Source organism: Kiloniellales bacterium, assembly GCA_030066685.1.
Lineage (GTDB): Bacteria > Pseudomonadota > Alphaproteobacteria > Kiloniellales > JAKSBE01 > JAKSBE01.
In genome coordinates this window covers 1-24,175 of the sequence record JASJBF010000047.1, presented here as the reverse complement: position 1 = coordinate 24,175, position 24,175 = coordinate 1, and the positions used below count along the sequence as shown (strand labels likewise).

The following is a 24,175-nucleotide window of genomic DNA, read 5'->3' as shown; positions in this document are numbered from 1 at the left end:
GTCCATCGCGCTCTACCTGAACCGCCGTGTTTCGGGGTTATCGAATCGATGAACCATAGGAATTTCAGCGCGGGAGGTCGAGCTTCCATCCTCAAGGCCTGTCCGAAACAGGAGTCGGGAGCCAACAGGATGACACGCTATCGACTGTCCCGCGGCCTTGGCGCCTTCGCCGGGGCCTTGGCGCTATCGCTGGCGCCTGCCGCCGGGGTCGTCGCCCAGGAGGGCTATGAGCCCAGCTTCACCGCCGCCGGCGAGCTGAAGCTGCCGGAGGGCCACATCTGGCGCGAATGGCCGACGATCGGCACGCCGCTGACCCCCAACGCCCTCAACGGTGGGGCGGCGGCCTTTCCGGAGTTCCATCTCGTCTACATCGATCCCGAAAGCTTCGCCCACTACAAGAAGACCGGGGCGTTCCGCGAAGGCACGGTGATCGCCAAGGAGCTCGCCGGGGTGCGGGCCCCGGACGGCGCCCATCCCGACGGCTCGACCGACGAGGTCAGCGGGCGGGGCTACTTCATGGGCGAGTTCAACGGCTTCGAGATCACTATCAAGAGTAAGGCGCTCTACCCGGAGGAGCCGGGGAACTGGGCCTACTACAGCTTCGGCCACGAGGGCGAGCCCTACGCCGCGAGCGCGGCAAAGCAGCCGGCCGAGGCCTGCAACGCCTGCCACGAGGCGGCCGCCGAGGAGGACTTCGTCTTTACCCAGTTCTACCCCGTGCTGCGCGCGGCCAAGCCGAGATAGGAGGCGGTGAATGAGGCGAGCTTTCACAGCCACGGTCGGGGCGAGCGTTGCGCTCGCCTCGCTTCTCCTGGTCGACGCCGGCCGATCGGCCGAAGACTTTTCGCCCTACGTCGACGATGAGGGCAGCATCTCCCTACCTGAGGACTTCCGCAGCTGGCGTCACCTCGGCACCTGGGCGGTCGACGGCCACGCGGAGGACGGCGGCGCCTCGGGATTCCATGTCGTCTACGCCCGGCCGGAAACGGTCGCGGCCTTCAAGGCGACGGGCGGTTTCCCGGACGGCGCCGTGCTCGTGAAGGAGCTCTTCAAGACCCGGACGGACGACTACACGACCGGCCGGGTGAGCCGCGCCGCCGAGGTCGAAGGCTGGTTCGTCATGATCAAGGATGTAAAGAGCCGCTTTGCCGGACATCCGCTCTGGGGCGACGGCTGGGGCTGGGCCCTGTTCCAGGCCGAGGATCCGGGCCGGACCGTCACCAAGGACTACAAGGACGACTGTCTCGCCTGCCACGAGCCGGTCCGGGCCAAGGACCTGATCTACCTCGAGGGCTATCCGAGCCTGGAACGCTAGGCTTCCTTCCGGCCGGTCGGCGCGGCGGCCGCCAAGCTAGAGCCGGGCGCCGCTGTCGCGGTCGAAGAGGTGCAGCTGGGCGGCGCCGATGCGCAGGGGCAGGCGCTCGCCGGCGGCGACCTTGTGGGTGCCGCTGATGCGCAGGGTCAGGTCCTGGGCCGCCTCGCCGAAGTGGCCGTGGACCAGGGTGTCGGCGCCCAGCTGCTCGACCAGGTCGATGGTCAGGTGGGCGAGGCTCTCGGCCTCCGCGGCCGGCTCCAGGTGCTCGGGCCGGATGCCCAGGGTGACCGGCCGCCCGGCCTCGACGCCGGCCCCGTTCAGCGGCAGGCTCTCGCCGCCCTCGATCTCGACTCGCTGGCCGTCTTCGGCGATGCGGGCCGGCAGGAAGTTCATCGCCGGCGAGCCGATGAAGCCGGCGACGAAGACCGAGGCCGGGCGCTGGTAGAGCTCGAGCGGCGTGCCGAGCTGTTCGACCCGGCCGGCGTTGAGGACCATCAGGCGGTGGCCCAGGGTCATGGCCTCGACCTGGTCGTGGGTGACGTAGATCGAGGTGATGCCCAGGCGCTCCTGCAGCTTCTTGATCTCGACCCGCATCTGGACCCTGAGCTTGGCGTCCAGGTTGGACAGCGGCTCGTCGAAGAGGAAGACCGCGGGCTCGCGCACGATGGCCCGGCCCATGGCGACCCGCTGGCGCTGGCCGCCGGAGAGCTGCCGCGGCTTGCGTTCCAAGAGCTCGCCCAGCTCGAGGATTTCGGCCGCCTTGCGGACCCGTTCGTCGATCTCGGCCTTGCTCAGGCCGCGGATCTTCAGGCCGTAGGCCATGTTGCGGTAGACCGACATGTGCGGGTAGAGCGCGTAGTTCTGGAACACCATGGCGATGTCGCGCTGGGCCGGCTCCAGCTGGTTGACGACCTGCTCGCCGATGCGGATCTCGCCGGCGGTCACGGTCTCCAGGCCGGCGACCATGCGCAGCAGAGTCGACTTGCCGCAACCGCTGGGCCCGACGATGACCAGGAACTCGCCGTCGGCGATGGCGCAGTCGACGCCGTGGATGACGTCGACCTTGCCGAAGACCTTGCGCACGTCCAGAAGCTCGACCGCAGCCATGTCCCTACTTCTCCGTCTCGACCAGGCCCTTGACGAAGAGCCTCTGCATGCAGACCACGACCAGGATCGGCGGCAGCATGGCCAGCATGGTGGTGGCCATGACCACCGGCCAGTTGGTCTGGTCTTCGCCCGGCGCGATCATCTGGTTGATGCCGATCACGATGGTGGTCATCTCGGCCTCGGTGGTGATCAGCAGCGGCCAGAGGTACTGGTTCCAGCCGAAGATGAAGAGGATGACGAAGAGCGCCGCGATGTTGGTGCGCGACAGCGGCAGCAGGATGTCCCAGAAGAAGCGCAAGGGTCCTGCGCCGTCAGTGCGCGCTGCCTCGACCAGCTCGTCGGGCACCGTGAGGAAGAACTGCCGGAACAGGAAGGTCGCGGTCGCTGAGGCGATCAGCGGCACGCTGAGGCCGGCGTAGTTGTTGAGCAGGCCCAGGTCGGCCGCGACCTCGAAGGTCGGCAGGATGCGCACCTCGACCGGCAGCATGAGGGTGACGAAGATGGTCCAGAAGCACAGCATCCGGAAGGGAAAGCGGAAATAGACGATGGCATAGGCCGAGAGGATCGAGATCGCGATCTTGCCGACCGCGATCGACAGCGCCATGACCAGCGAGTTCCACATCATGAGGGCGACCGGGACGCTGGCGAGCTGGGTGACGCCGCGGTTCAGCGCCTCGCGGTAGTTCTCGAAGAGCTGGCCGCCGGGGATCAGCGGCAGCGGCGGGCTGACGATCTCGTCCATGGTCGTGGTCGAGGCCACGAAGGTCACGTAGATCGGCAGCGCCAGGACCGCGATGCAGAGCACCAGCGAGACGTGGGAGAAGATCGTAAGCCAGCCGCGACGTTCAACCATGGACGACCTCAGTAGTGGACCCGCCGCTCGATGAAGCGGAACTGGATCACGGTGAGGGCCACGACGACGGCCATGAGGATCACGGACTGCGCGGCCGAGCTGCCCAGGTCGAGGCCGACGAAGCCGTCCTTGTAGACCTTGTAGACCAGGATCTCGGTGGCCTTGCCCGGGCCGCCCTTGGTCACGGCGTGGATGATCCCGAAGGTGTCGAAAAAGGCGTAGACGATGTTGACCACCAGCAGGAAGAAGGTGGTCGGCGACAGCAGTGGAAAGACCACGGTCCAGAAGCGCCGGATCGGGCCGGCGCCGTCGATGGCCGCGGCCTCGATCAGCGAGCGCGGAATCGCCTGCAGGCCGGCCAGGAAGAAGATGAAGTTGTAGGAGATCTGCTTCCAAGAGGCCGCGATGATCACCAGCAGCATGGCTTCGCCGCCGTTGAGGACGTGGTTCCAATCGTAGCCCATCAGCTTGAGGTAGAAGCTGACCAGCCCGATCGAGGGGTTGAACATGAAGAGCCAGAGCACTCCGGCGACCGCGGGCGCGACCGCGTAGGGCCAGAGCAGCAGGGTCTTGTAGGCCATGGCGCCGCGCACCACCCGGTCCGCCATGACCGCCAGGAACAGGGCCAGGCCGATCGAGAGGCCGGCGACCGCGATGCTGAAGACGGCGGTGGTCCGGAAGGAACCGAGGTAGAGCGGGTCCGCGATCAGCACGGCGTAGTTCTCGAACCAGACGAACTCCGAGGACAGCCCGAAGGCGTCCTCGATCAGGACGGACTGGTAGATCGCCTGGCTCGCCGGCCAGAGAAAGAAGACCAGGGTAATGGCCATCTGCGGCAGAACCAGCAGATAGGGCAGCACCCTGTGGCCGAAGACGACGCGCTTCTCCATGGCCCTGACGGAACTCGAAGTCTTCGGCGGGCCCGGCCGGCAGCGACGGGCCCCGCCGAGTCTTTCCTGCGGCCTAGCGGTTGGCGCGCTCGAAGCGGCGCAGCAGCGGGTTGCCCCGCTCCACTGCGCTGTCCAAGGCCTCCTGCGCCGACTTCTTGCCGGTCCAGACCGCTTCCAGCTCCTCGTCGATGATGCCGCGGATCTGGTCGAAGCTGCCGAGCCGCAGGCCCTTGGAGCTGGCGGTCGGCGCGGCACCGGTCATCTGCTTGATCGCGATGTCGGTGCCGGGGTTCTTGTCGTAGAAGCCCTGCTCCTTGGTCAGGTCGTAGGCGGCCGTGGTGATCGGCAGGTAGCCGGTGGTCTGGTGCCAGGAGGCCTGGGCCTCCGGCGAGGACAGGAAGCTGAAGAACTTGGCCACGCCCTTGTATTCCGCCTCGCTGTGGCCGGCCATGACCCAGAGCGAGGCGCCGCCGATGATGGTGTTCTGCGGCTTGTCGGTGACCGCGGGCCAGTAGGGCAGGTTGCCGACGCCGAAGGGGAACTTGGCCTCGGCCTTGATGCCGGCGTAGCCGGCCGAGGATTCCGTGAAGATGGCGCATTCGCCGCCGCGGAAGCGCGCGCCGCCCTCGTTGCGCCGGCCGGAGTAGACGAAGAGGCCCTCCTTGGCCCACTTGCCCATGGCGTCGATATGGGCGACCTGCGCGGCGCCGTTGAAGGCGAGCTCCGTGTCCAGGCCGTCGAAGCCGTTGGCCTTGGTCGCGAAGGGCACGTTGTGCCAGGCACCCATGTTCTCCAGGTGCACCCAAGACTGCCAGGCCGTGGTGAAGGGGCAGGCTGAGCCGGAGGCTTTCAGCGCCTTGACCGCGGTTTCGACCTCGGGCCAGGTCTTGGGCGGCGCCTCGGGGTCGAGGCCGGCCTTCTGGAAGGCGTCCTTGTTGTAGTAGAGCACCGGGGTCGAGGAGTTGTAGGGCAGCGAGAGCATCTCGCCGTCCGACGTCGTGTAGTAGCCGGTGACCGCGGCCAGGTAGGCGCCGGGATCGAAGGGCTCCCCGGTCTCCTTCATCAGCTCGTGGACCGGCTTGACCGCGCCCTTGGCCGACATCATTGTCGCCGTGCCGACCTCGAAGACCTGGAGGATGTGGGGCTGCTCGCCGGCCCGGAAGGCGGCGACGCCGGCGTTCAGGGTCTCGGAATAGTTGCCCTTGTAGACCCCGACGACCTTGTAGTCGGACTGGGAGGCGTTGAAGGCCTCGACCTGTCCGGCCAGGACCTCGCCCAGCCGTCCGGTGAAGGCGTGCCACCACTGGATCTCGGTCGCGGCCCAGGCGTTCGAGACCAGGCCGAATGACCCCGCCACGGCCGCCGTGGCCGCGAGCTTGCGCAGAACTGTCATTGTGCTCCTCCCGCTCTGAATGACGGCGCAGCTGTACCGCGCTTCTGTTGCAGTTTTCGGTTCTGCGACCTTTTCCGTGCTTTGTCCAGTCCGGGTTTCCTGCGTCTCGGTCGCCGACGGCAGCTCGGCGAGTGTGGAGACCTCTGCGCTCGCCCTCAGGCCGGCTCTCGGCAACGCTCTGTCCAGCAAGTCCGATCTCTTCAGCCAGGAGGTCGCGCTCGATGACTAGGACCGCGCCTATCCGGTCGACCTGATCGGCGCGCTCGCCGCGCAGGAGCGGCGGATCGAGCTCGACGGCTTCCTGGCCACGAGCCGCAAGATGGACGTGCGGTTCTGACCGGAACCGGTCGACCGGCTCCCGCGCGGAAACGGGAGTCCGGCCTGGAGCGCGATGATGCGAGGCTGAACCAACCTCATATCTGAATCCCGCTCTCGGCTCAGAGCCTGAGGAAGCCCTTCAGGCCCTCGGCGATCTCCTGCGGGCTGGCGTTGTGGGCGAAGTGGCTGACGTAGCCGCCGTCGGGGCCCATCAGGTAGATGAAGGAGGAGTGGTCCATCAGGTATTCGCTGACGCTGGGGTCCTCGGCCTTGCGGTAGTAGACGCGGTAGGCCTTGGCGGCCGCCGCGATCTGCGCGTCGCTGCCGGTCAGCGCGACCAGGCGCGGGTGGAAGTGCTCGGCGTAGGCGGCCAGGGCCGCGACATCGTCGCGCGCCGGATCGACGGTCACGAAGAGCGGGACCACGCGGTCCTCGAGGCTGCCGGTCTCCGCTTCGAGGAGGTCCAGGGCTTGCGACATGATCGAGAGGGAGGTCGGACAGACGTCCGGGCAGTAGGTGTAGCCGAAGTAGACGAGCATGTGGCGGCCGGCGAAGTCGGCCTGGGTCCGGGTCGCGCCGCTCTGGTCGAGCAACTCGAAGTCGCCGCCGATCTGAGGCGTGCCGCTGCCGGCCTGGGAAGGCAGGCGCGTGACGCTGGTCGCGGGCTCGGTCAGGAGATAGACAGCGGCCCCGCCCAGAAGCACCAGAAGCCCGACCAGGAAAACGATGATCGCACGCTTGTGCACGTGACCTCCTGCGATGCTGTTTCGCAGAGATATAGGCGGCGAGAGGGAAAGACTCCAGAGCGCTTGGGCGATGAGTCTTTGCAAACAGCCCACTCCCTTCCGTTGGAGGGAGCGGACAGGACAGTCCTTGGGGCCACACCGAAAACGGCGCCGGAAACCGGATCGCTCCCGACTCTGTCGGTGACTGGCGCGGGCCTAAGGCTCGCTGAAGCAAAACAGCATCAATGGCTCAGGCCGCGTCGTCTTGTGCCGATACCGCCTTCCTCTAACGGTTGAGAGCACGATTCAGATACAAGGTCGATCCGACCTCATATCATCGTTCTCTAGGGAAGCAGCTTGCGCAAGGGCTCCGATTGCGGATTGTTGAAGCGGCGCTCCAGCAGGATCGCCTCCGGCGGCGCGACATTGCCGTAATAGGTCTGGTTGTCGTCCTCGTTCATGAAGATGGCCGAGCCTTCCAGCGAGCCGCCGCCGAAGAGGCCAACGGCATGGGAGAAGGCGTAGACGTCGGCGTCGAAGTTGGTGGTGGTGCCGGCCTCGATGCCCGCGCCCAGCGGCCCGAAGGCGATGCTGAGGTCGCCGCCCATCTTGAAGTTGTCGTCCAGGATCGCCTGCAGGGCCTCGTCGTTCATGATCGTCAGCACCATCTCGGAGACCTGTCCACCGATTTGAATGCCGATGCTGCCACCGGCCATGGTGTAGAAGGCCGGGCTGCTCCAAGAGCCGTCGGGGCCCTTGGCGAGCAGAACGCCCTTACCGCCTTCGGCACCGAGCACGAAGCCACCCTTGAAAAGGGCCGGGACGATATAGACAGCCCGGGCGCGGTTCAGGAAATCGGGCATGTCGGCCAGGTTTTCGTCGCCCAGCAGCTTCTTCAGCGTGAGCTCGGCTTCGTTGACCAAATCCTCCTGCTCGGTGATCGCCTTGGCCGGCGGCGCGACGACCAGCGCCAAGAGGAACGCCACGCTGAGAACGAAACCGGCAACGGCCAGCAGGGACCTGCGTCGATTGAAGGTCGTGAACATCAATGCTACTCCCACTCCTCGAAACTCGACCGCCGCCAAACCCTCACCCTTAACCTTTAGTTTACCACAGCCGATTCGGGCAAAGCTCAATTGGCGCCGCCGGGAAGGCGGTTGACACAAACAACACGCCAAGCTGCCCCCTCTTTGCCCAAGATGTGATCCAGCCGGGTCAGCGAGCAGTTGGCCACCGAGAAAGCGAGCGCTCGCTCCGGATCGATCCCCAGGGCGATGGCCAAGGCGGCCCGGATGGTGCCGCCATGGGCGACCGCGACAATGTCCCGGCCGCCGTGGCGGCCGTGCAGGCGGTCCAGGGCGCCGGAGACGCGGCCCACCAGCTGCTCGAAGGATTCTCCGCCCGGCGGGACCTCGGAGGCCGGCGCCAGCCAGAAACGGTGCCAGCGTCCGTCGCGCCGCCGGCCCAGCTCCTCGTGGGTCAGGCCCTGCCAGTCGCCGAAGTGCTGCTCCGCCAGATCCGGCTCGACCAGCGGTTCCGCCGCCGCCCGGCCGCCGGCGGCCCAGATCGCTTCGGCGGTCTGCCGGGTCCGGCGCAGCTGGCTGGTCACCCACAGGGGCTCCGCCGGTAGGGTTTCTGCCAGCCAGTCGAAGACCGCCGGGTCGCCGCAGTCCGCGTCGAGGTCGCGCTGGCCGTAGATCCGTCCGCCGGCGCTGGTCACCGGCGCATGGCGGATCCACCACCAGGAGGTGACCCGGCTCATGCCAGGGCCGCCACGGTGAGCAGGGCCGTGGCCTCTGCGACCTGCTGGACCGCCCCAAGCACGTCCCCGGTGACGCCCCCGATCTGGCGTCGGGCCAGCCGGGCGACCGCGGCCGCGGCCAGGACGACCAGGGCGAGCACGAAGAAGCCGCCCCGCGGGCCGAGCGCCAGGACCACCAGGACCCCGGTCAGGGCGAGGCAGAACCAGAGGTCGGGGCGGCCGGCGGCGCCGACCGAGGCTGCCAGCCCGTCCGGTCGCGCCGCCGGCACGGCCGCCATGACCGCGGGCAGGGCGCCGCGCGAGGCGACGTGGGCGGCGATCAGGGCGGCGCCGGCCGGCTCGGGATCGGCCAGCGCGGCCAGGGCGGCGACCCGGAGCAGCACCGAGAGGATCAGCGCCAGGCCGCCGTAGGACCCGAGGCGGCTGTCGCGCATGATCTCCAGCTTGCGCGCGGCCTCCCCGCCGCCGCCTAAGCCGTCGGCGGTGTCGCTGAGGCCGTCCTCGTGGAGCGCTCCGGTCGCCAAGGCGGTAGCGGCGACCGCCAGGGCGCCGGCCGGCCAGGGGCCAAGACCGAGGCGGCTGGCCAGCCAGAAGGTCAGGGCGCCGATCAGGCCGACGACCAGCCCGGCCAGCGGAAACAGGCGCTGGGCCCGGCGCAGGTCTCCGGTCGCCAGGGTTACGCCGCGCGGCAGGGGCAGGCGGGTCAGGAAGCCCAAGGCCGTAAAGAAATCCTTACGGAGGGCGGCGAGGTCGGAGCGTCCTGGCATGTGGCGGTGGCGGGTCGGGGCCGAATCGGGCGCGGTCATTTCGGTCGCGACCCTTATAGGACGGTTGCGGCCTGCTCTGGAAGCCTGATACTTCGCCCCTGACACCCCGCCGAGGCGAAGCCCGCGCCACCGCTTTGGCAAGCTCGAAAGAAAGGCATCTCCTGCCATGAACGACCGCCCGCCCGCCGCGACCTTCGCAGAGATCCGCGGCCTGATGGCCGAGCTCCCCGGGCCGGATCTCGCGGCGGCAACCGCGACCGCGACCCGCGAGGCCCAGCTGACCAAGCCACCGGGCTCGCTGGGCCGTCTCGAGGCGCTCAGTCTCTGGCTGGCACAATGGCAGGGCCGCCACCCGCCGCGCATGGAGCATCCCCGAATCGCGGTCTTCGCCGGCAACCACGGTGTCGCCCGCCGCGGCGTCTCCGCCTATCCGGCCGAGGTGACGGCGCAGATGGTCCAGAACTTCATCGCCGGCGGCGCGGCGGTGAACCAGCTGGCGGCCCTGGCCGAGGCCGACCTCAGGGTCTACGAGCTGGCTCTGGAGCAGCCGACCGCGGATTTCACCGAGGGTCCGGCGATGTCGGAGGAGGACTGCGCGCGGGCCATCGCCTACGGCATGATGGCGGTCGAGACCGGCTTCGACGTCTTGGCCCTGGGCGAGATGGGAATCGCCAACACGACCAGCGGCGCCGCGGTCTGCCTCGGACTCTTCGGCGGCGCGGCGGAAGACTGGATCGGCCGCGGCACCGGGGTCGACGATGCCGGCCTCGAGCGCAAGCGCTCGGCGATCGATCAGGGCGTCGCGACGAACCGCGCGGCGATGACCGGAGCCGCCGGCCGAAGCGACCCCTTCCAGGTCCTGCGCTGTCTGGGCGGGCTGGAGCTGGCGGCGATCGTCGGCGCGGTGCTGGCGGCCCGCATGGCCCGGACCCCGGTGCTGCTTGACGGCTTCACCTGCTGTGCCGCGGCGGCCGTGCTCTTCGCCATGGATCCGCGCGCCCTGGACCACTGCGTCGTCTCGCACCGCTCCACCGAGGACGGGCACGGGCGGCTCCTGAAGGCGATCGACAAGCCGCCGCTTCTCGACTTAGGTCTGCGCCTGGGGGAAGCCTCCGGCGCCGCGCTCGCGATCCAGGTCCTCAAGGCGGCCGTGGCCTGCCACGCCGGCATGGCGACCTTCGCCGAGGCGGGGGTCAGCGGCCCGGACGCCTGACGCGGCTCAGGAGCCGCCGGGCGCCGCCGCAAGCGGCGCGTCCTCCGGGAGCAGCGTGACCGGCTTGTGGCGCAGCTCCGAGCCCTCCAGCAGGTTGTCCAGGTGATAGCCCTGGAAGAGGTCGATTCCCAGGCTTTGGCCGACCGTCAGCGCTTCCGGGGCGTCGCAGCGGTTGAGGATGACCCGTTGCGCACCCATGCGGGTCACGGCCGCCACGAAGGCGGCGCCCTGTGCGCCCGCCATGTGGTCGGCCAGGGCGCCGCTCCAGCCCAGCTTGACGAAGTCGACCCCCAGCTTCTGTCGATCGATGTGGTGCAGGGTCAGGTGGGAGCAACCGTCCAGGCAGACCCTGTAGCCCTTGCCGCGCAGGAAGTCGCGGGCGAAGGCGAAGCGTGCCAGGTCGGCGAAGACGTCGATGACCTGAAACTCAAAGATGATCTTGCGCCTGTCGTCCTTGTTCAGCGCGTCGTCCAGCTTGAGGAAGGCTGCCGAGGTCGCGGTTTCGACGTTGAGGTTGATCGCGATGTGGCCCTCGCGAAGGATGTCGTTGCTCTTGGCCAGCATGGCGATGACCCGCTGGTCGAGGACCTGGGTCAGGTACTGGAACAGCCAGCGGTTGCCCAGGATCTCGCGGTTCGGCAAGAGGGTCTGCCCCAGGGCGGCGGTCGAGATGTAGAGCTCGCGGAACACCGGCTGCGGCGGCGCCCCCGGGATCACGACGCAGATCAGCTGGCGGCGCGCGAAGTTCGAAAGATCGGCCTGGACGATGGCCTCGACCATCTGGCGAAGGCCCTCCGGGTCGAGCGGGCTTCCCCGTGTCGACCGCTCCGCTGCGATGCCCTGCGCTTGCGCGCGGGCGGCGCTCTCGGCCTCTCGATCCTGGCGGGCGCGCTCCATCCGGTCCGCAAGGGAGATGAGGAGTTCAAGGTCCTGCTCGAGGTCGAAGTGGGTGGCGAAGGCGGAGGCCTGGGCGCCGGCGGCGAGCAGCGGATCCTCGGCGAAGAGTCCGCAGAGGCGGTCGACCACCTCGTCGAGGCGGCTTTTCGGCGCGCCGTTGAGGGTGACCACGAGGTCCTCGTTGAACAGCCTGAAGAGCGCGCCCTCGTAGCCCTGGATCAGGGGCTCGAAGGCCTGCTGCGCAATCCTGAGATGGTGCGCGCGCCGGTTCTCCGGGCGCAGTCGGCCAATCTGCAGATGGACCGCCTGGCGCCCTTCGCGGAACTTCCTGAGCCTTTCGGCATAGTCCCTGAGGACGGCCTCCTGCGAAGCCGGCTGCGGTTCGGCCCGCGCATTGCCGCTTGCCTGGAGAGAGCGCATCTCTCACCCTGAGTCCGAAGTCGAGGGAGGCAGAATAGGACTCGGCCTTTGCCAAAGGTTTAACGGTTCGGAAGCCATGGCAAGCCCGACAAAGCCCGGTTTCGGGGCCGAATCTCAGAGAAAGGGACCGGATGACCTCGAGCAGGCCGCGGGCGCCGGCGGGCAAGCGCATTTATGCCATCGGGGATATCCACGGCTGCCGGGGCCAGCTGGAGGCCCTGCTTGGGCAGATCCGCGAGGACGCCGCCGCGGCCCGGGGCCGGGAGCACGTCCTGATCACCCTCGGCGACTACGTCGACCGCGGCGCCGGCTCGCGGGAGGTGCTCGAGATCCTGAGCGGGACCCCGCTCGCGGGCTTCACTTGCGTGCACCTGCGCGGCAACCACGACGCGATGATGCTGAATTACCTGGCCAAGCCTTCGGCCGGCCGCCTTTGGCTGATGAACGGGGGTGAGGCGACCTGCCGCAGCTACCTGCTGGATCCGGCGGTCCCGCAGCCCGAGCTGAGCGCCGCCCTGGGACGCGCCCTGCCGCCGCGGCATCGCGCCTTCCTCGAATCGCTGAAGCTCTGGCATAGCGAGGGAGACTACCTCTTCGTCCACGCTGGGCTGCGCCCCGGGGTCCCGCTTGCCGAGCAGGACCCCGAAGACCTGATCTGGATCCGCGATCCCTTCCTGTTCTCAACTGAAGACCACGGCTGGGTCGTGGTCCACGGCCACACCCCGACGACGGCGCCGGACCGCCAGCCGAACCGGATCGGCATCGACACCGGCGCCTGCTACGGCGGCGATCTGACCTGCCTCGTTCTCGATGGCGAGGCTCAGAAGTTCCTCAGGGCCTGACCGCGCCGGGCCCGGGCAGCGCAGGGCGAGGTCCGGGTCGCGACCGGCATCCGCGCAGCAGCCGCAAATTTCTAAGAATACTATCCTAAATGGGCCTATGACTCTTGTAATACACTGAAGAAGCCCCAGAATTACTTGCGGATAGCTCACGTTTGAAAATAAACATTGAGAAATGTGACAATAATAAGCCCTCGCATTCATCTCCCAGTAAGAAAGTCACGGCTAAATTCTTAACACCTGACGATAGGTCAGGGCCTGAGGTTTTGGCGGATCTCGACGAGGTTTTGCCTGGCGGCATTTGGGCGGGAGGAAGTAATGGCCGTATTCTTCGGCAGCAGGGGCAGGGACATTCTCAAGGGCACGACGGGCAGCGACCTGATCTTCGCGCACCGTGGCGACGATCATGTCGAGGGCGGCGACGGCCACGACTGGCTGCTCGGCGATCGTGGCCGGGATACCCTGCTTGGCGGCAAGGGGAACGACCATCTGATGGGCGGCCGCGACGACGACTTCATGGACGGCGGCGCCGGCAACGACGTCTTCTACTTCCGCGGCCGGTATGACGCCAAGGACCTGGCCTACGGCGGCGACGGCGTCGACAAGATCGTCAACATCCACTGCAGCAACCTGACCTTCGAGAACTTCGACGGCCGGGCACAGTCCATCGAGATCGTCGATGCGCGCTGGCGCGACATCGACGGCAACAACCGGGACAACGTCCTCGACTTCCGCGGCACCACGCTGGTCAACTTCCGCCTGATCGACGCCAACGGCGGCGACGACCTAGTCCACGGCTCAGATAGCGGCGAGACGATCCAGGGCGACGACGGCCACGACCGGCTTTACGGCCATGGCGGCGACGACAAGATCGACGGCGGCCGGGGCCGCGACTATATCGACGGCGGCGCGGGCGACGACGAGCTGCGCGGCGGCCGCGACGTCGACGTGATCCACGGCGGCGCCGGCGACGACACCATCCTGCACAACGCGCGCGAGGACTGGCGGGACGAGGTCCACGGCGGCGAGGGCTACGACAGCCTGGTCAACGTCGGTTGGCGCAACATGAAGCTGGAGAACTTCGGCCCGGACAACTCGATCGAGCGCATCGACGGCCGCTGGCGCGACGTCGACGGCACCAATGGCGACAACGTGCTCGACTTCAGCGAGACCGAGCTTCACCGCGTCCGCAAGATCGACGCCGAGGACGGCGACGACAGGGTCACCGGGTCCGCCGGCCGGGAGACCATCGAAGGCGACGACGGCAACGACATCATCGACGCCGGCGCCGGAAGCGACAAAGTCTACGCCGGCCGCGACGACGACGTCGTCATCCACCGGGCCTCGGAGAACCAAGGCTCCAGGGACTACTACGACGGCGGCCGCGGCACCGACACCCTGCGCCTGGTGGTCTCCCGGGAGCAGTACGAGTCGGAGGCCTTCCAGGCCGATCTGGCGCGCTACGAAGACTTCCTCGACGACAACTCCCGGCCCTGGAGCAAGTGGGGCCGAAGCTTCGAGTTCGAGACCATGGACCTCAAGGTCCGCAACTTCGAGCGGGTCGAGGTCGTCATCGAGGAGGAAGAGCCAGGCGAGAATACGCCGCCGGTCGCCGAGGACGACAGCTTCGTTGCCCAGGAAGGCAACACCATGTCCGGCGACCTGATGGTCAACGACCACGACCCCGACGGCCACAGCCTCAGCGTGACCGAGATCAACGGCAGCGCGGTGACCGACGGGCAGGAGGTCACGCTGGGCTCCGGCGCGCTCCTGACGATCGGCGCAGACGGCACCTTCGGCTACGCGACCAACGGGCAGTTCGAGACCCTGGGCGCTGGCCAGACCTTCACCGAGACCTTCACCTATACCGTCTCGGACGGCCACGGCGGCAGCGCCACGGCGACCGCGACGATCACGGTCAACGGCGTCAACGACGATCCGGTCGCGGCCCTCGATCAGGCGACCGTCGCCGAGGACGCTACGGTCAGCCTCGACGTCCTGGGCAACGCCAGCGACGTCGACAGCGGCGACGTTGTGAGCCTGGCTGGGGTCGACGACAGCGGCACGGTCGGCAGCGTCTCGATCGTTGGCGGCCAGATCGTCTACGACCCCAACGGCCAGTTCGAGACCTTGGGCGTCGGCCAGACCGCCAGCGACAGCTTCAGCTATACCGTCGCCGACGACAACGGCGGCAGCACGACCGTCACCGTCGCCGTGACCATCACCGGCGTCAACGACGACCCGAACGCGGTGGCCGACACCGCCATGACCGATGAAAACAGCGCGGTCGTCATCGACGTCCTTGCCAACGACAGCGACGTCGACGCCAACGACAGTTTCGGCGTCACCTCGGCCAGCGCCGCCAACGGCAGCGTCCAGGTCAACGGCGACGGGACCCTGACCTACACGCCGAATGCCGGCTTCGTCGGCAACGACACGATCGACTACACGATCACCGACTCCAACGGGGGCAGCAGCAGCGCGACCGTCAGCGTCACGGTCAACGACGTCAACGAAATGCCGGTCAGCCAGGACGATTCCTTCGGCGCCACCGAGAGCAACACCCTGCTCGGCAACGTCCTCGCCAACGACACGGATCCCGACGGCGATACGCTGACGGTGGTCTCGGTCAACAACAACAGCAACAACGTCGGCCAGCAGATCACCCTGAACTCCGGCGCCCTTCTGACGCTGGCGGCCAACGGCGATCTTTCCTTCGTCACCAACGGCGCCTACGAGTACCTCAGCGAGGGGGACACCGCGACCGAGACCTTCACCTACGAGGTCTCCGACGGGCGCGGCGGCACGGCGACCGCGACCGGGACCATCACCGTCGCCGGCGAAAACGACGATCCCGTGGCTGCGGCCGACGCGGTCGCGGTTAGCGAAGACGGAACGATCGCGATCTCGGTCTTGGCCAACGACACTGACGTCGACGCCAACGACACCTTGAGCGTCGACAGCGTCGACGCCACCGGGGTCCAGGGCAACGTCTCGATCGTCAACGGCCAGGTGGTCTACGACCCCAACGGGCAGTTCGAAAGCCTCGGCCAGGGCGAGAGCGTGACCGAGACCTTCAGCTACACCATGTCCGACAACCATGGCCGCAGCTCGACGGCCACGGTCACGGTCACGGTCAACGGCGTCAACGACGCACCCAACGCGGCAGCGGATTCGGCGACGACCGACGAGGACAGCGCCGTCAATATCGCCGTGCTCGGCAACGACTCCGACGCCGAAGACGGCAACAACCTGACCGTCACCGAGGTCAACGGGGTCGCGGTCAGCGCCGGCGAGACGGTGACCCTGAACTCGGGCGCCCAGGTGACCCTCAACGCCGACGGCACCTTCAGCTACCAGCCCAACGGCCAGTTCGAGAGCCTCGGCGCGAACCAGACCGACAGCGACAGCTTCACCTACACGGTGGTCGACAGCGAAGGCGTCGCCGCGACCGCGACCGTCAACGTCACCCTGGACGGGGTCAATGACGCGCCGGTCGCGGCCGATGATGCCAGCGTCACCGACCAGGACACGGCGGTGACCATCAACGTGCTGAGCAACGACCTTGACGCCGAGGGCCACGCCCTGAGCGTCGCCGCCGTCGGCACGGCCGCCAACGGCAACGTCGCGATCAATGCCGACGGCACCGTGACCTACACGCCGAATGCCGGCTTCAGCGGCAGCGACAGCTTCACCTACGACGTCTCGGACGGCAACGGCGGCGTCCACACGGCGACCGTGTCGGTGACCGTCAATCCGGTCGCGCCGCCGCCCTCCGGCCCGACGGTCTTCAACGTCGCCAACCTGGACGGCAGCAACGGCTTCGTCATCCCGGCCGACGACCAGTTCGACAGCACGGTCACGCCCACCTGGCCGGGCGGGGCCGACATGGGCAGCGCGATCAGCGCGGCGGGCGACGTCAACGGCGACGGCATCGACGACTTCCTGGTCAGCGACCCCGACGCCGAGCTCTCGACCTTCCAGCCGAACTTCCCGGACTCCGGCGGCGTCACCTACCTGGTCTTCGGCCAGGCGGGCGGCTTCCCGACCAGCTTCGACGTCCGGACCGAGCCCTCGGACGGCAACGCCATCCAGCTCTTCGGCGCTCAGATCGGCGGCAGGGCCGGGACCTCGGTCTCCGGCGGCGGCGACATCGACGGCGACGGCTTCGCCGACCTGATCATCGGCGAGCCGGGCAGCGGTGCCGGACGGGTCTTCGTGGTCCAGGGCGGCGCCAACCTCTCCTCGCCCCAGCTCGGCCAGAGCTTCACGCCGAACGTGCCGCTCGAGTTCCTGAACGACGCCAACCAAAGCGGCGGCACGGACACCGAAGGCTTCGAAATCATCGGCGAGAGCAACAGCGACCGCCTTGGCACCTCGGTGGCCCACGCCGGAGACTTCGACGGCGACGGCCTGGCCGACTTCATCATCGGCGCCCCGGGCGACGGCACCACAGACACCGGCAGTGCCTACGTGATCTTCGATTCCTCGGCCGCCTGGAGCGGACAGCTCCAGCTCGCCAACCTGGAGGCCAACCAGGGCCTCAAGCTGGTCGGCTTCGAGGCCGGCTCCGAATTCGGCTACTCGGTGGCCGGGGCCGGCGACGTCAATGGCGACGGCTACGCCGACGTGATCGTCGGCGCCAAGAGCGCCGACCCGAACAATCAGTCCACCGCCGGCCAGGCCTTCGTCGTCTTCGGCTCGGCCGCCTACGCCGGCAGTGCCGGCCAGGCCGCCCAGGTCCTCGACGTCAGCACCCTGGACGGCAGCAACGGCTTCGCGCTCAACGGCATCGCCGGCGACCAGGCCGGGATCTCAGTCGCGGTGGTCGGCGACGTCGACGGCGACGGCTACGACGATCTGCTGATCGGCGCCAACCTGGCGGACACCGGCGGCAACGAGAACGCCGGCCAGGCGTTTCTGGTCTACGGCGGGTCCGGCGGCTTCGCGCCCTCGCTCGACCTGCAGGCCCTGGACGGCAACAACGGCTTCGCGATCAACGGCATCGCGGCCTGGGACGAGGCCGGCTACTCGGTGGGCCGTGCCGGCGACGTCAACGGCGACGGCCTGGACGACATCATCATCGGCGCCCAGGCCGCCGATCCCAACGGCAGCTTCTCGGGCGAGGCCTATCTCGTCTACGGCCAGGCCGGGCGCAGCTTCTCGTCCTTCGATCTGGCCGACCTGGGTGACACGGGGGCCGGCGGCGCCAACGAGGGCGGACAGCTGGGCTTCGTCATCGAGGGTTCGACCAGCAGCGACCGGATCGGCACCGCGGTCAACGGCATCGGCGACGTCAACGGCGACGGTTTCGACGACATCGCGGTCGGCGGCCGCAACGCCGGAAGCGGCGACAAGCTCTTCACCGGCGAGTCCTACGTCATCTACGGCGGCAACTTCACCGGCGACGTCAGCCACGCCGGCACCTCCGGCGACGACGTCCTGACCGGCAGCGCCGGAGACGACAACATGCTCGGCGGTGCCGGCAACGACACCCTGACCGGCGGGGCCGGCAACGACCGCATGGTCGGCGGCGGCGGCAACGACGTCTACGTCTTCGACAGCGACGACGGCGCCGACACCCTGGAGGACTTCGAGCTCTACGACAGCACGACCCAGACCGGCGACCGGATCGACCTCAGCGGCGTCGCCGGGGTCCAGAGCTTCGCCGACCTCGTCATCCAGGATAACGCCGGCGACGCGGATATACTTCTTGGTAACGGGCAAAGCATTACCCTGAGGGGGGTCAACGGCTCGGACCTGGACGCCGACGACTTCCTCTTCTAGGGCGGTTCATCGGTTTTCCCGCCCGCAGGGGCGGTCCGTGGCGCCGTTCTGGCCCGGACCGCCCGCGCCGCCCGGCTTCCTCGGCCGGCTAGGGCCCCGCCACCGGGCGAGAGCAGGCAGCACGGCGAGCCGATGAAGACAGCAAACCAGGACGCGCTCAGCGAAGCCATCGAGGCCTGCCGCAAGGGCTTTTACGCGGTCGGCCTGTTCAGCTTCTGCATCAACCTGCTGATGCTGACCGCGCCGCTCTACATGCTGCAGATCTTCGACCGGGTGCTGTCCAGCCGCAGCGGCGAGACCCTGATGGTCCTGACCCTGGTCGCCGGGATCGCCCTGCTGGTCCTGGCGCTCCTGGATTCGCTCCGGGGCATCGTGCTGCTGCGGGTCGGCAACTGGATCGACCGGCGGGTCTCCATGGAGGTCCTCAAGGCCAGCATCCTGGCGGCCCTGCGGGCGCCGGAGGGCGGCTCCGTCCAGGGGCTGCGCGACGTCGCGACGATCCGCGGCTTCATCGGCGGGCCCAGCGTCTTCCCGATCATGGACGCGCCCTGGACCCCGATCTTCCTGATCGTGACCTTCATCCTGCACCCGATCCTGGGCTTCATCGCCCTGGCCGGGGCGGTCCTGCTCTTCGGGCTGGCCCTGCTCAACGAGTTCACCACCCGCGGGCCCCTGAAGCTCTCGGCCAGCGCCCAGATCGCCGCCTTGCGCGAGGCCGAGGCGGCGATCCGCAACGCCGACGCGATCGAGGCCATGGGCATGATGCCCAACCTGGTCCAGCGCTGGGGCCGCCACAACGTCCTGACCCTGATCCTCCAGGGCGAGGCCGGGACCCGCGGCAGCGCGGTCACCGCGGCCTCCAAGTTCCTGCGCCTGGTCCTGCAGATCGGGATCTTCGCCAGCGGCGCCTGGCTGGTGATCGGCGGCGAGCTGACCCCGGGCGCCATGATCGCCGGCGCGATCCTGATGAGCCGCGCGCTGTCGCCGGTGGAGCAGGCGATCGGCTCCTGGCGCGCCCTGATCGCGGCCCAGAGCGCCCGCGCCCGGCTCGAGACCTTCCTCGAGGAGAACCCCGTGGGCGGCGCCACCATGGCCCTGCCGCGACCGGCCGGCCGGGTGGTGGTCGACAACGTCAGCTACGTCCATCCCGGCGCGCCGGACCCGGCGGTGCGCGCGGTCCGCTTCCAGCTGGAGCCGGGCGAGGGCCTGGGCCTGATCGGCCCGACCGCGGCCGGCAAGACGACCCTGGGCCGGCTGATGATCGGCAACCTCCAGCCCAAGATCGGCCACGTTCGCCTCGACGGCATGGACGTCGCGCAGTGGGGCTCCGAGGACATGGGCCGCTACGTCGGCTACCTGCCCCAGGACGTCGAGCTTTTCAACGGCACGGTGCGCGAGAACATCGCCCGGATGAGCAAGGGCGATCCCAACGCGATCATCGAGGCGGCGCGCCTGGCCGGGGTCCACGACATGATCCTGCACCTGCCCAAGGGCTACGACACCGAGATCGGCGACGCCGGCACCGCGCTGTCCGGCGGGCAGCGCCAGCGCATCGCCCTGGCCCGGGCGCTCTACGGCTTCCCGAGCCTGCTGGTCCTGGACGAGCCCAGCGCCAACCTGGACAGCGACGGCGAGACGGCGCTGCTGACCGCGGTCGACGCCATGAAGGCGCGGGGCACGACCATCGTGGTCATCGCCCATCGGCCCAACGTCCTGCGCCACGTCGACAAGATCCTGGTGATGCGCAACGGCAAGATGCAGATGTTCGGGCCGCGCGAGGAGGTCCTGGCCCGGGTCACCGGGCCGCAGCGCGGCGGCGCGGCGCCCATGGTGGCCGCCGCCGAGGGAGGCCAGGGTGCCGACTGACCCCAACGCGCCGAGCCCGCCGCCCGCGACCAAACGCCAGCCGATCCCGGGCCTGGCGCCGGCCGCTGCGCCGAAGCCGACATCGGCCGAAGCGCCGGCCGAGGCGCAGGGCGGGGCGGCGATGGCCGCGGGCCCCCAGCCGGCCGGCGAGGGCCCGAACATCCGCGGCCCCGTGACCCTGGGGCTGGCGGTGATCTTCCTGTTCTTCGGCATCTTCGGGGCCTGGGCCGCCCTGGCGCCCCTGCAGAGCGCGGCCGTCGCCCCCGGCGTGGTCTCGGTCGACAGCAGCCGCAAGACCGTCCAGCACCTGGAGGGCGGCATCGTCAGCGAGATCAAGGTCCGCGAGGGCGACGAGGTCCAGGCCGGGCAGATCCTGATCAAGCTCCAGGAGGTCCAGGCCATGGCCACCAGCGAGCTGCTGCGCGGCCGCCTGATCACCGCGGCCAGCCTGCAGGCCCGCCTCGAGGCCGAGCGCCTGGGCCGGGACCAGATCGCCTTTCCCGACTGGCTGACCGCCGAGACCGACGACGCCAAGGCCAAGGAGGTCATGGCCTCCCAGTACAGCATCTTCGAGGCGCGGCGCGAATCCCTGCGCGGCCAGGTCGCCATCCTGGAGCAGCGCATCGCCCAGTTCGACGAGGAGATCGGCGGGCTGCAGGGCCAGATCGCCGCCGAGGACCGGCAGATCCGGCTGATCGCCGAGGAGGTCCGGGACCTGCAGAAGCTGGTCAAGAAGGGCCTGGCCCGGCGGCCGCGGCTGCTCGAGCTGGAGCGCCAGGCCGCCGAGATCCAGGGCAGCCGGCACCAGAACCAGGCCCGCCTGGCCCGGGTCCGGCAGCAGATCGGCGAGGCCAAGCTGCGCATCTCCGAGCTCCAGACCGAGCGCGACAACGAGATCGTCGAGGAACTGCGCGAGGTCCAGAGCGAGCTGCTCGACCTGACCGAGCGCATGCGGGCGGCCAGCGACGTCCTGTCGCGGACCGAGATCCGGGCGCCGATCTCGGGCACCGTGGTCGGCCTCCAGGTCCACACCGCGGGCGGCGTGATCGCACCGCGCGAGCGGCTGATGGACATCGTGCCCAGCGAGGACAGCCTGATCGTCGAGGCCCGGGTCAACCCGATCGACATCGACGTGGTCCGCCAGGGCCTGGCGGCCCGGGTCCTGTTCAGCGCCTTCAGCCAGCGCAACCAGCTGCCGCTGGACGGGATCGTGACCTCGGTCTCGGCGGACAGCCTGCTCGACGAGCGATCGGGGGAGAGCTACTACCTGGCCCGGATCGCCCTGACCGGGGACTTCCGGGCGATCCTGGACGGCGCCGAGCTGACCCCCGGCATGCAGGCCGACGTGATCATCGTGACCGGCGAGCGCACCGCCCTGCAGTACCTCATGAAGCCCCTGGTGCAGAGCTTCAACCGGGCCCTGCGCGAGGAATAGGCGGCGCCGGGAACGGCGTCAGCCGCCCTTCTTCTTGCCCTTGCCGCCCTCTGGCGTGGCCGCGGCCGCCTCGCCGCCCTCCTGGGCCGCGCGCTCGGCGATCTGCTTGACGGAGTTGGCCAGCTGCGTGGTGAACTCGCGCAGGGCCGAGGTCGGCAGGATCAGCGTCGCCGTGGTCTGGGCCACCAGCTTCTGCTGGTCGCCCTGGCCGGTCGGGCGCAGGCGCGCCAGCTCGACCCGCACGACGTTGTTTGCGATGACAATGCCGCTGATGCCGTCCGCGAAGATCTCGTTCATCGTCTTTCCCAGGCTGATCCGATTCGGTGAAGGAGTCTAACCCAGGCGTCATAGCCAAGGAAAACCCGAGATCGCGGCCCGGCTCGCCTGCCGGGGCCGCCCTCAGCCGGCGCCGAATCCCGGGTCGGTCAGGCCCTGGAGGCGGCCGGCGGCGGTCTGGGCGAAGCGCAGGATCACCGAGCGGCGGCGCGCGCCGGCCAGCGTCGCGAGCTCGGCGGAGGGCCTGAGGATCTCGGCGCCGTAGGCGTCGGCGACCATCAGGCCCTGGTCGACGGGCAGGACCTCCCGGGGGAAGGCCGCGGGCACCGCGAAGTAGAAGCGGTCGCAGAACTCGAGGTAGTCCGGCCACTTCTGGTCGGCGCGGAAGTCGGCCAGGCTGCTCTTGATCTCGACTACGGTGATCAAGCCGTCGCCGGCCAGGCCGATGACGTCGACCCGGCGCCCGGTCCTCAGGGTGAACTCGGTCAGGCTGGCCTGGCCGAGCTCGCCCAGCAGGCGGCAGACCCCGCGCGCCACCGCCCGGGCGGTCTGCAGCTCGGCCTCGGCCGAAGGTTGCGCCGGGGCCGGGGTCTGGACGGGCGTCTTCATGGTCCCTTTACTGTTAGCCGGTTTCAGTGGCCGGTGGAACGCCGCCGTTCCGCGCGGAGGCCGAGGAGGATCCGAAGACGTGTCGGCACAGGCCCAAGACCCGCTGTTCCTGGACCGCGTGGCCAAGGCGGTCTCGCACGCCCTGCGCTGCGGCCGGGGCACGGCCCTGCTGCACCTGCGGCTCCGGGGCGGCGACTCGGGGCCGGGCCTGGCCGAGATCGCCGGCCGCATCGCCGCCTGCACCCGCTATCCGGACAGCGTCGTGCAGCTCGACGGCCGCTCCTTCGCGATCCTGATGTCGGAGTTCGCCCGGCCCGAGGAGGCCGGCCTGCTCGCCATGCGCCTCGGCCAGGCGGTCGCCGAGGCCGGGCCCGGGCTCGGCGCCTGCCTCGGCATCGCGCTCGCGCCCTTCGAGACCGAGGAACCGGCGGCGCTGATGACCGCCGCCCGCGCGGCCTGCGAGGCGGCGCAGGCGGCCGGCGAGGACTTGCGCTTTTCCTCCGAGGAGATGAACCGGGTCGCCCGGGTCCGGGCCGAGATCAGCCGGGACCTGCCGCGCGCCCTGGAGGCCGGCGAGCTGCGCCTGCACTACCACCCGCAGCTCGACCTGGCGAGCGACCGCATCACCGGGGCCGAGGCCCTGCTGCGCTGGCAGCACCCGGCGCGCGGCCTGCTGCTGCCGGCCGAGTTCGTGCCCCTGGCCGAGGCCTTCGGGCCCCTGCACCGCATGACCGCCTGGACTCTGCGCCAGGCCTGCTTCGACGCCAAGGCCTGGCCGGCGGCCGAGGTCCGGGTCGCGGTCAACCTCTCGCCGCGCCAGCTCGAGGACCAGAGCAGCGTCGATCTGGTGTCCTGGATCCTCGACGAGACCGGCCTGCCGCGCCCGCGCCTGGAGCTGGAGATCACCGAGAGCGCCATCCTGGGCGATGTCGCCGCCGCGGCCCGGCAGCTGCAGAGCCTGCGCGACCTGGGCGTCCAGCTGTCGCTGGACGACTTCGGCACCGGCTATTCCTCGCTGACCCTCCTGAAGCAGCTGCCGGTCACCAAGCTGAAGATCGACCGCACCTTCGTCGCCGGCCTGGGCCGGGACGCCGGTGACACGGCGATCGTGCGCGCCCTGATCGACCTCGGACGCGGCCTCGGCCTCGAGGTCCTGGCCGAGGGGGTCGAGTCCGAGGCCCAGCTGGCGCTCCTGCGCGAGGCCGGCTGCACCGCGGCCCAGGGCGACCTGATCTCGCCGCCGGTTGAGACCGGGACCCTCACCGCGCTCTTCCCGGCCGCCGCCTAGACCGGGCCCGGACGGGCCGAGCTGGACCGATATTTCATATATCTATCAGCGCCTTACGGCTTGCCCTAGGTGTTAACCAAGTTTTACACCGCCGTCCCTATGCTGCAGGCCAGGCTCTAATACCAAGGAGCGTTGATAATGACCCATTTGATGGCGCGCGGCGGCCCGCCGGGCAGGCGCGGCCCGCAGCGCGATGCCATCGCATCACGCAAGGGTCGCAACGCACCCGGCGGGCCGCCGCGCGCCATCAAATGAGTCATTATCAACGCTCCTTGGTATGAGGGCTAGATCAAACTGCGCTCAACTGGAATCAATTGAGCGCGGATAATTTGATCTACTTCATGCAGCTAGAGCAGCTTATCCGCGTTCAAGTGAACGCAGGCTGCTCTAGGACGCCGCTGAAGGGCTGGCGGAA

Annotated in this window: 19 protein-coding genes; 8 read left to right on the top strand and 11 right to left on the bottom strand. The window is 69.0% G+C overall.

Annotated elements, in window-relative coordinates:
- Positions 1–129 precede the first annotated feature (129 nt).
- Together QNJ30_23815 and QNJ30_23810 are read left to right on the top strand one after the other, a co-directional pair.
- Positions 130–744, top strand: a complete 615-nt coding sequence (locus QNJ30_23815; protein MDJ0946491.1) for a cytochrome P460 family protein — start codon at positions 130–132, stop codon at positions 742–744.
- Between the two features lie 10 nt (positions 745–754).
- Positions 755–1,315 carry a cytochrome P460 family protein gene (locus QNJ30_23810; GenBank protein MDJ0946490.1) on the top strand — a complete coding sequence of 187 codons (561 nt, stop codon included), beginning with the start codon at positions 755–757 and terminating at the stop codon, positions 1,313–1,315.
- A gap of 36 nt (positions 1,316–1,351) precedes the next feature.
- Here QNJ30_23810 and QNJ30_23805 read toward each other — a convergent pair whose 3' ends face one another.
- From QNJ30_23805 to cobS, 8 genes are all read right to left on the bottom strand, one after another.
- Positions 1,352–2,422 (bottom strand): sn-glycerol-3-phosphate import ATP-binding protein UgpC, encoded by a 1,071-nt coding sequence (locus QNJ30_23805; GenBank protein ID MDJ0946489.1) that lies wholly within the window; start codon positions 2,420–2,422, stop codon positions 1,352–1,354.
- Positions 2,423–2,426: 4 nt separating this feature from the next.
- Complete coding sequence (gene ugpE / locus QNJ30_23800; protein ID MDJ0946488.1) at positions 2,427–3,275, bottom strand: sn-glycerol-3-phosphate ABC transporter permease UgpE; 849 nt, start codon at positions 3,273–3,275, stop codon at positions 2,427–2,429.
- A gap of 8 nt (positions 3,276–3,283) precedes the next feature.
- Entirely contained in the window at positions 3,284–4,165 is an 882-nt protein-coding gene (ugpA, locus tag QNJ30_23795) for a sn-glycerol-3-phosphate ABC transporter permease UgpA (GenBank protein MDJ0946487.1), read from the bottom strand.
- A gap of 73 nt (positions 4,166–4,238) precedes the next feature.
- The gene (gene ugpB / locus QNJ30_23790) at positions 4,239–5,558 is read right to left on the bottom strand and encodes a sn-glycerol-3-phosphate ABC transporter substrate-binding protein UgpB (GenBank protein MDJ0946486.1); all 1,320 of its coding nucleotides are present in this window, start codon (positions 5,556–5,558) and stop codon (positions 4,239–4,241) included.
- 437 nt (positions 5,559–5,995) lie between these two features.
- On the bottom strand, positions 5,996–6,622 hold the full coding sequence (locus QNJ30_23785) for an SCO family protein (GenBank protein MDJ0946485.1): 627 nt from the start codon (positions 6,620–6,622) through the stop codon (positions 5,996–5,998).
- A 323-nt stretch (positions 6,623–6,945) separates the two neighbouring features.
- Positions 6,946–7,647 carry a lipid-binding SYLF domain-containing protein gene (locus QNJ30_23780; protein MDJ0946484.1) on the bottom strand — a complete coding sequence of 234 codons (702 nt, stop codon included), beginning with the start codon at positions 7,645–7,647 and terminating at the stop codon, positions 6,946–6,948.
- Positions 7,648–7,733: 86 nt separating this feature from the next.
- The gene (locus QNJ30_23775) at positions 7,734–8,363 is read right to left on the bottom strand and encodes a histidine phosphatase family protein (GenBank protein MDJ0946483.1); all 630 of its coding nucleotides are present in this window, start codon (positions 8,361–8,363) and stop codon (positions 7,734–7,736) included.
- Positions 8,360–9,169: an adenosylcobinamide-GDP ribazoletransferase gene (gene cobS, locus QNJ30_23770; protein ID MDJ0946482.1), complete on the bottom strand. Its 810-nt coding sequence runs from the start codon at positions 9,167–9,169 to the stop codon at positions 8,360–8,362. The genes QNJ30_23775 and cobS overlap by 4 nt, the downstream gene beginning before the upstream one ends.
- Positions 9,170–9,296: 127 nt before the next feature.
- Here cobS and cobT point away from each other — a divergent pair, with 127 nt between their 5' ends.
- The gene (cobT, locus tag QNJ30_23765; protein MDJ0946481.1) at positions 9,297–10,343 is read left to right on the top strand and encodes a nicotinate-nucleotide--dimethylbenzimidazole phosphoribosyltransferase; all 1,047 of its coding nucleotides are present in this window, start codon (positions 9,297–9,299) and stop codon (positions 10,341–10,343) included.
- A 6-nt stretch (positions 10,344–10,349) separates the two neighbouring features.
- Here cobT and QNJ30_23760 read toward each other — a convergent pair whose 3' ends face one another.
- On the bottom strand, positions 10,350–11,660 hold the full coding sequence (locus QNJ30_23760; protein MDJ0946480.1) for an EAL domain-containing protein: 1,311 nt from the start codon (positions 11,658–11,660) through the stop codon (positions 10,350–10,352).
- A 131-nt stretch (positions 11,661–11,791) separates the two neighbouring features.
- On the opposite strand from QNJ30_23760, the gene QNJ30_23755 reads away from it, so the two are divergent.
- From QNJ30_23755 to QNJ30_23740, 4 genes are all read left to right on the top strand, one after another.
- Positions 11,792–12,502, top strand: a complete 711-nt coding sequence (locus QNJ30_23755; GenBank protein MDJ0946479.1) for a metallophosphoesterase family protein — start codon at positions 11,792–11,794, stop codon at positions 12,500–12,502.
- Between the two features lie 315 nt (positions 12,503–12,817).
- Positions 12,818–18,286: an Ig-like domain-containing protein gene (locus QNJ30_23750; protein ID MDJ0946478.1), complete on the top strand. Its 5,469-nt coding sequence runs from the start codon at positions 12,818–12,820 to the stop codon at positions 18,284–18,286.
- A 132-nt stretch (positions 18,287–18,418) separates the two neighbouring features.
- A complete protein-coding gene (locus QNJ30_23745; protein ID MDJ0946477.1) occupies positions 18,419–20,152 on the top strand; it encodes a type I secretion system permease/ATPase in 1,734 nt (577 codons plus the stop codon).
- Positions 20,142–21,587: an HlyD family type I secretion periplasmic adaptor subunit gene (locus QNJ30_23740; GenBank protein ID MDJ0946476.1), complete on the top strand. Its 1,446-nt coding sequence runs from the start codon at positions 20,142–20,144 to the stop codon at positions 21,585–21,587. The genes QNJ30_23745 and QNJ30_23740 overlap by 11 nt, the downstream gene beginning before the upstream one ends.
- Before the next feature lie 18 nt (positions 21,588–21,605).
- Here QNJ30_23740 and QNJ30_23735 read toward each other — a convergent pair whose 3' ends face one another.
- Both QNJ30_23735 and QNJ30_23730 read right to left on the bottom strand, forming a co-directional pair.
- Positions 21,606–21,884: a hypothetical protein gene (locus QNJ30_23735; protein MDJ0946475.1), complete on the bottom strand. Its 279-nt coding sequence runs from the start codon at positions 21,882–21,884 to the stop codon at positions 21,606–21,608.
- A gap of 102 nt (positions 21,885–21,986) precedes the next feature.
- On the bottom strand, positions 21,987–22,472 hold the full coding sequence (locus QNJ30_23730; GenBank protein ID MDJ0946474.1) for an MmcB family DNA repair protein: 486 nt from the start codon (positions 22,470–22,472) through the stop codon (positions 21,987–21,989).
- A gap of 79 nt (positions 22,473–22,551) precedes the next feature.
- Between QNJ30_23730 and QNJ30_23725 the strand changes: the two genes are divergently transcribed.
- Positions 22,552–23,760, top strand: a complete 1,209-nt coding sequence (locus QNJ30_23725; GenBank protein MDJ0946473.1) for an EAL domain-containing protein — start codon at positions 22,552–22,554, stop codon at positions 23,758–23,760.
- The last annotated feature ends 415 nt before the right edge of the window (positions 23,761–24,175 follow it).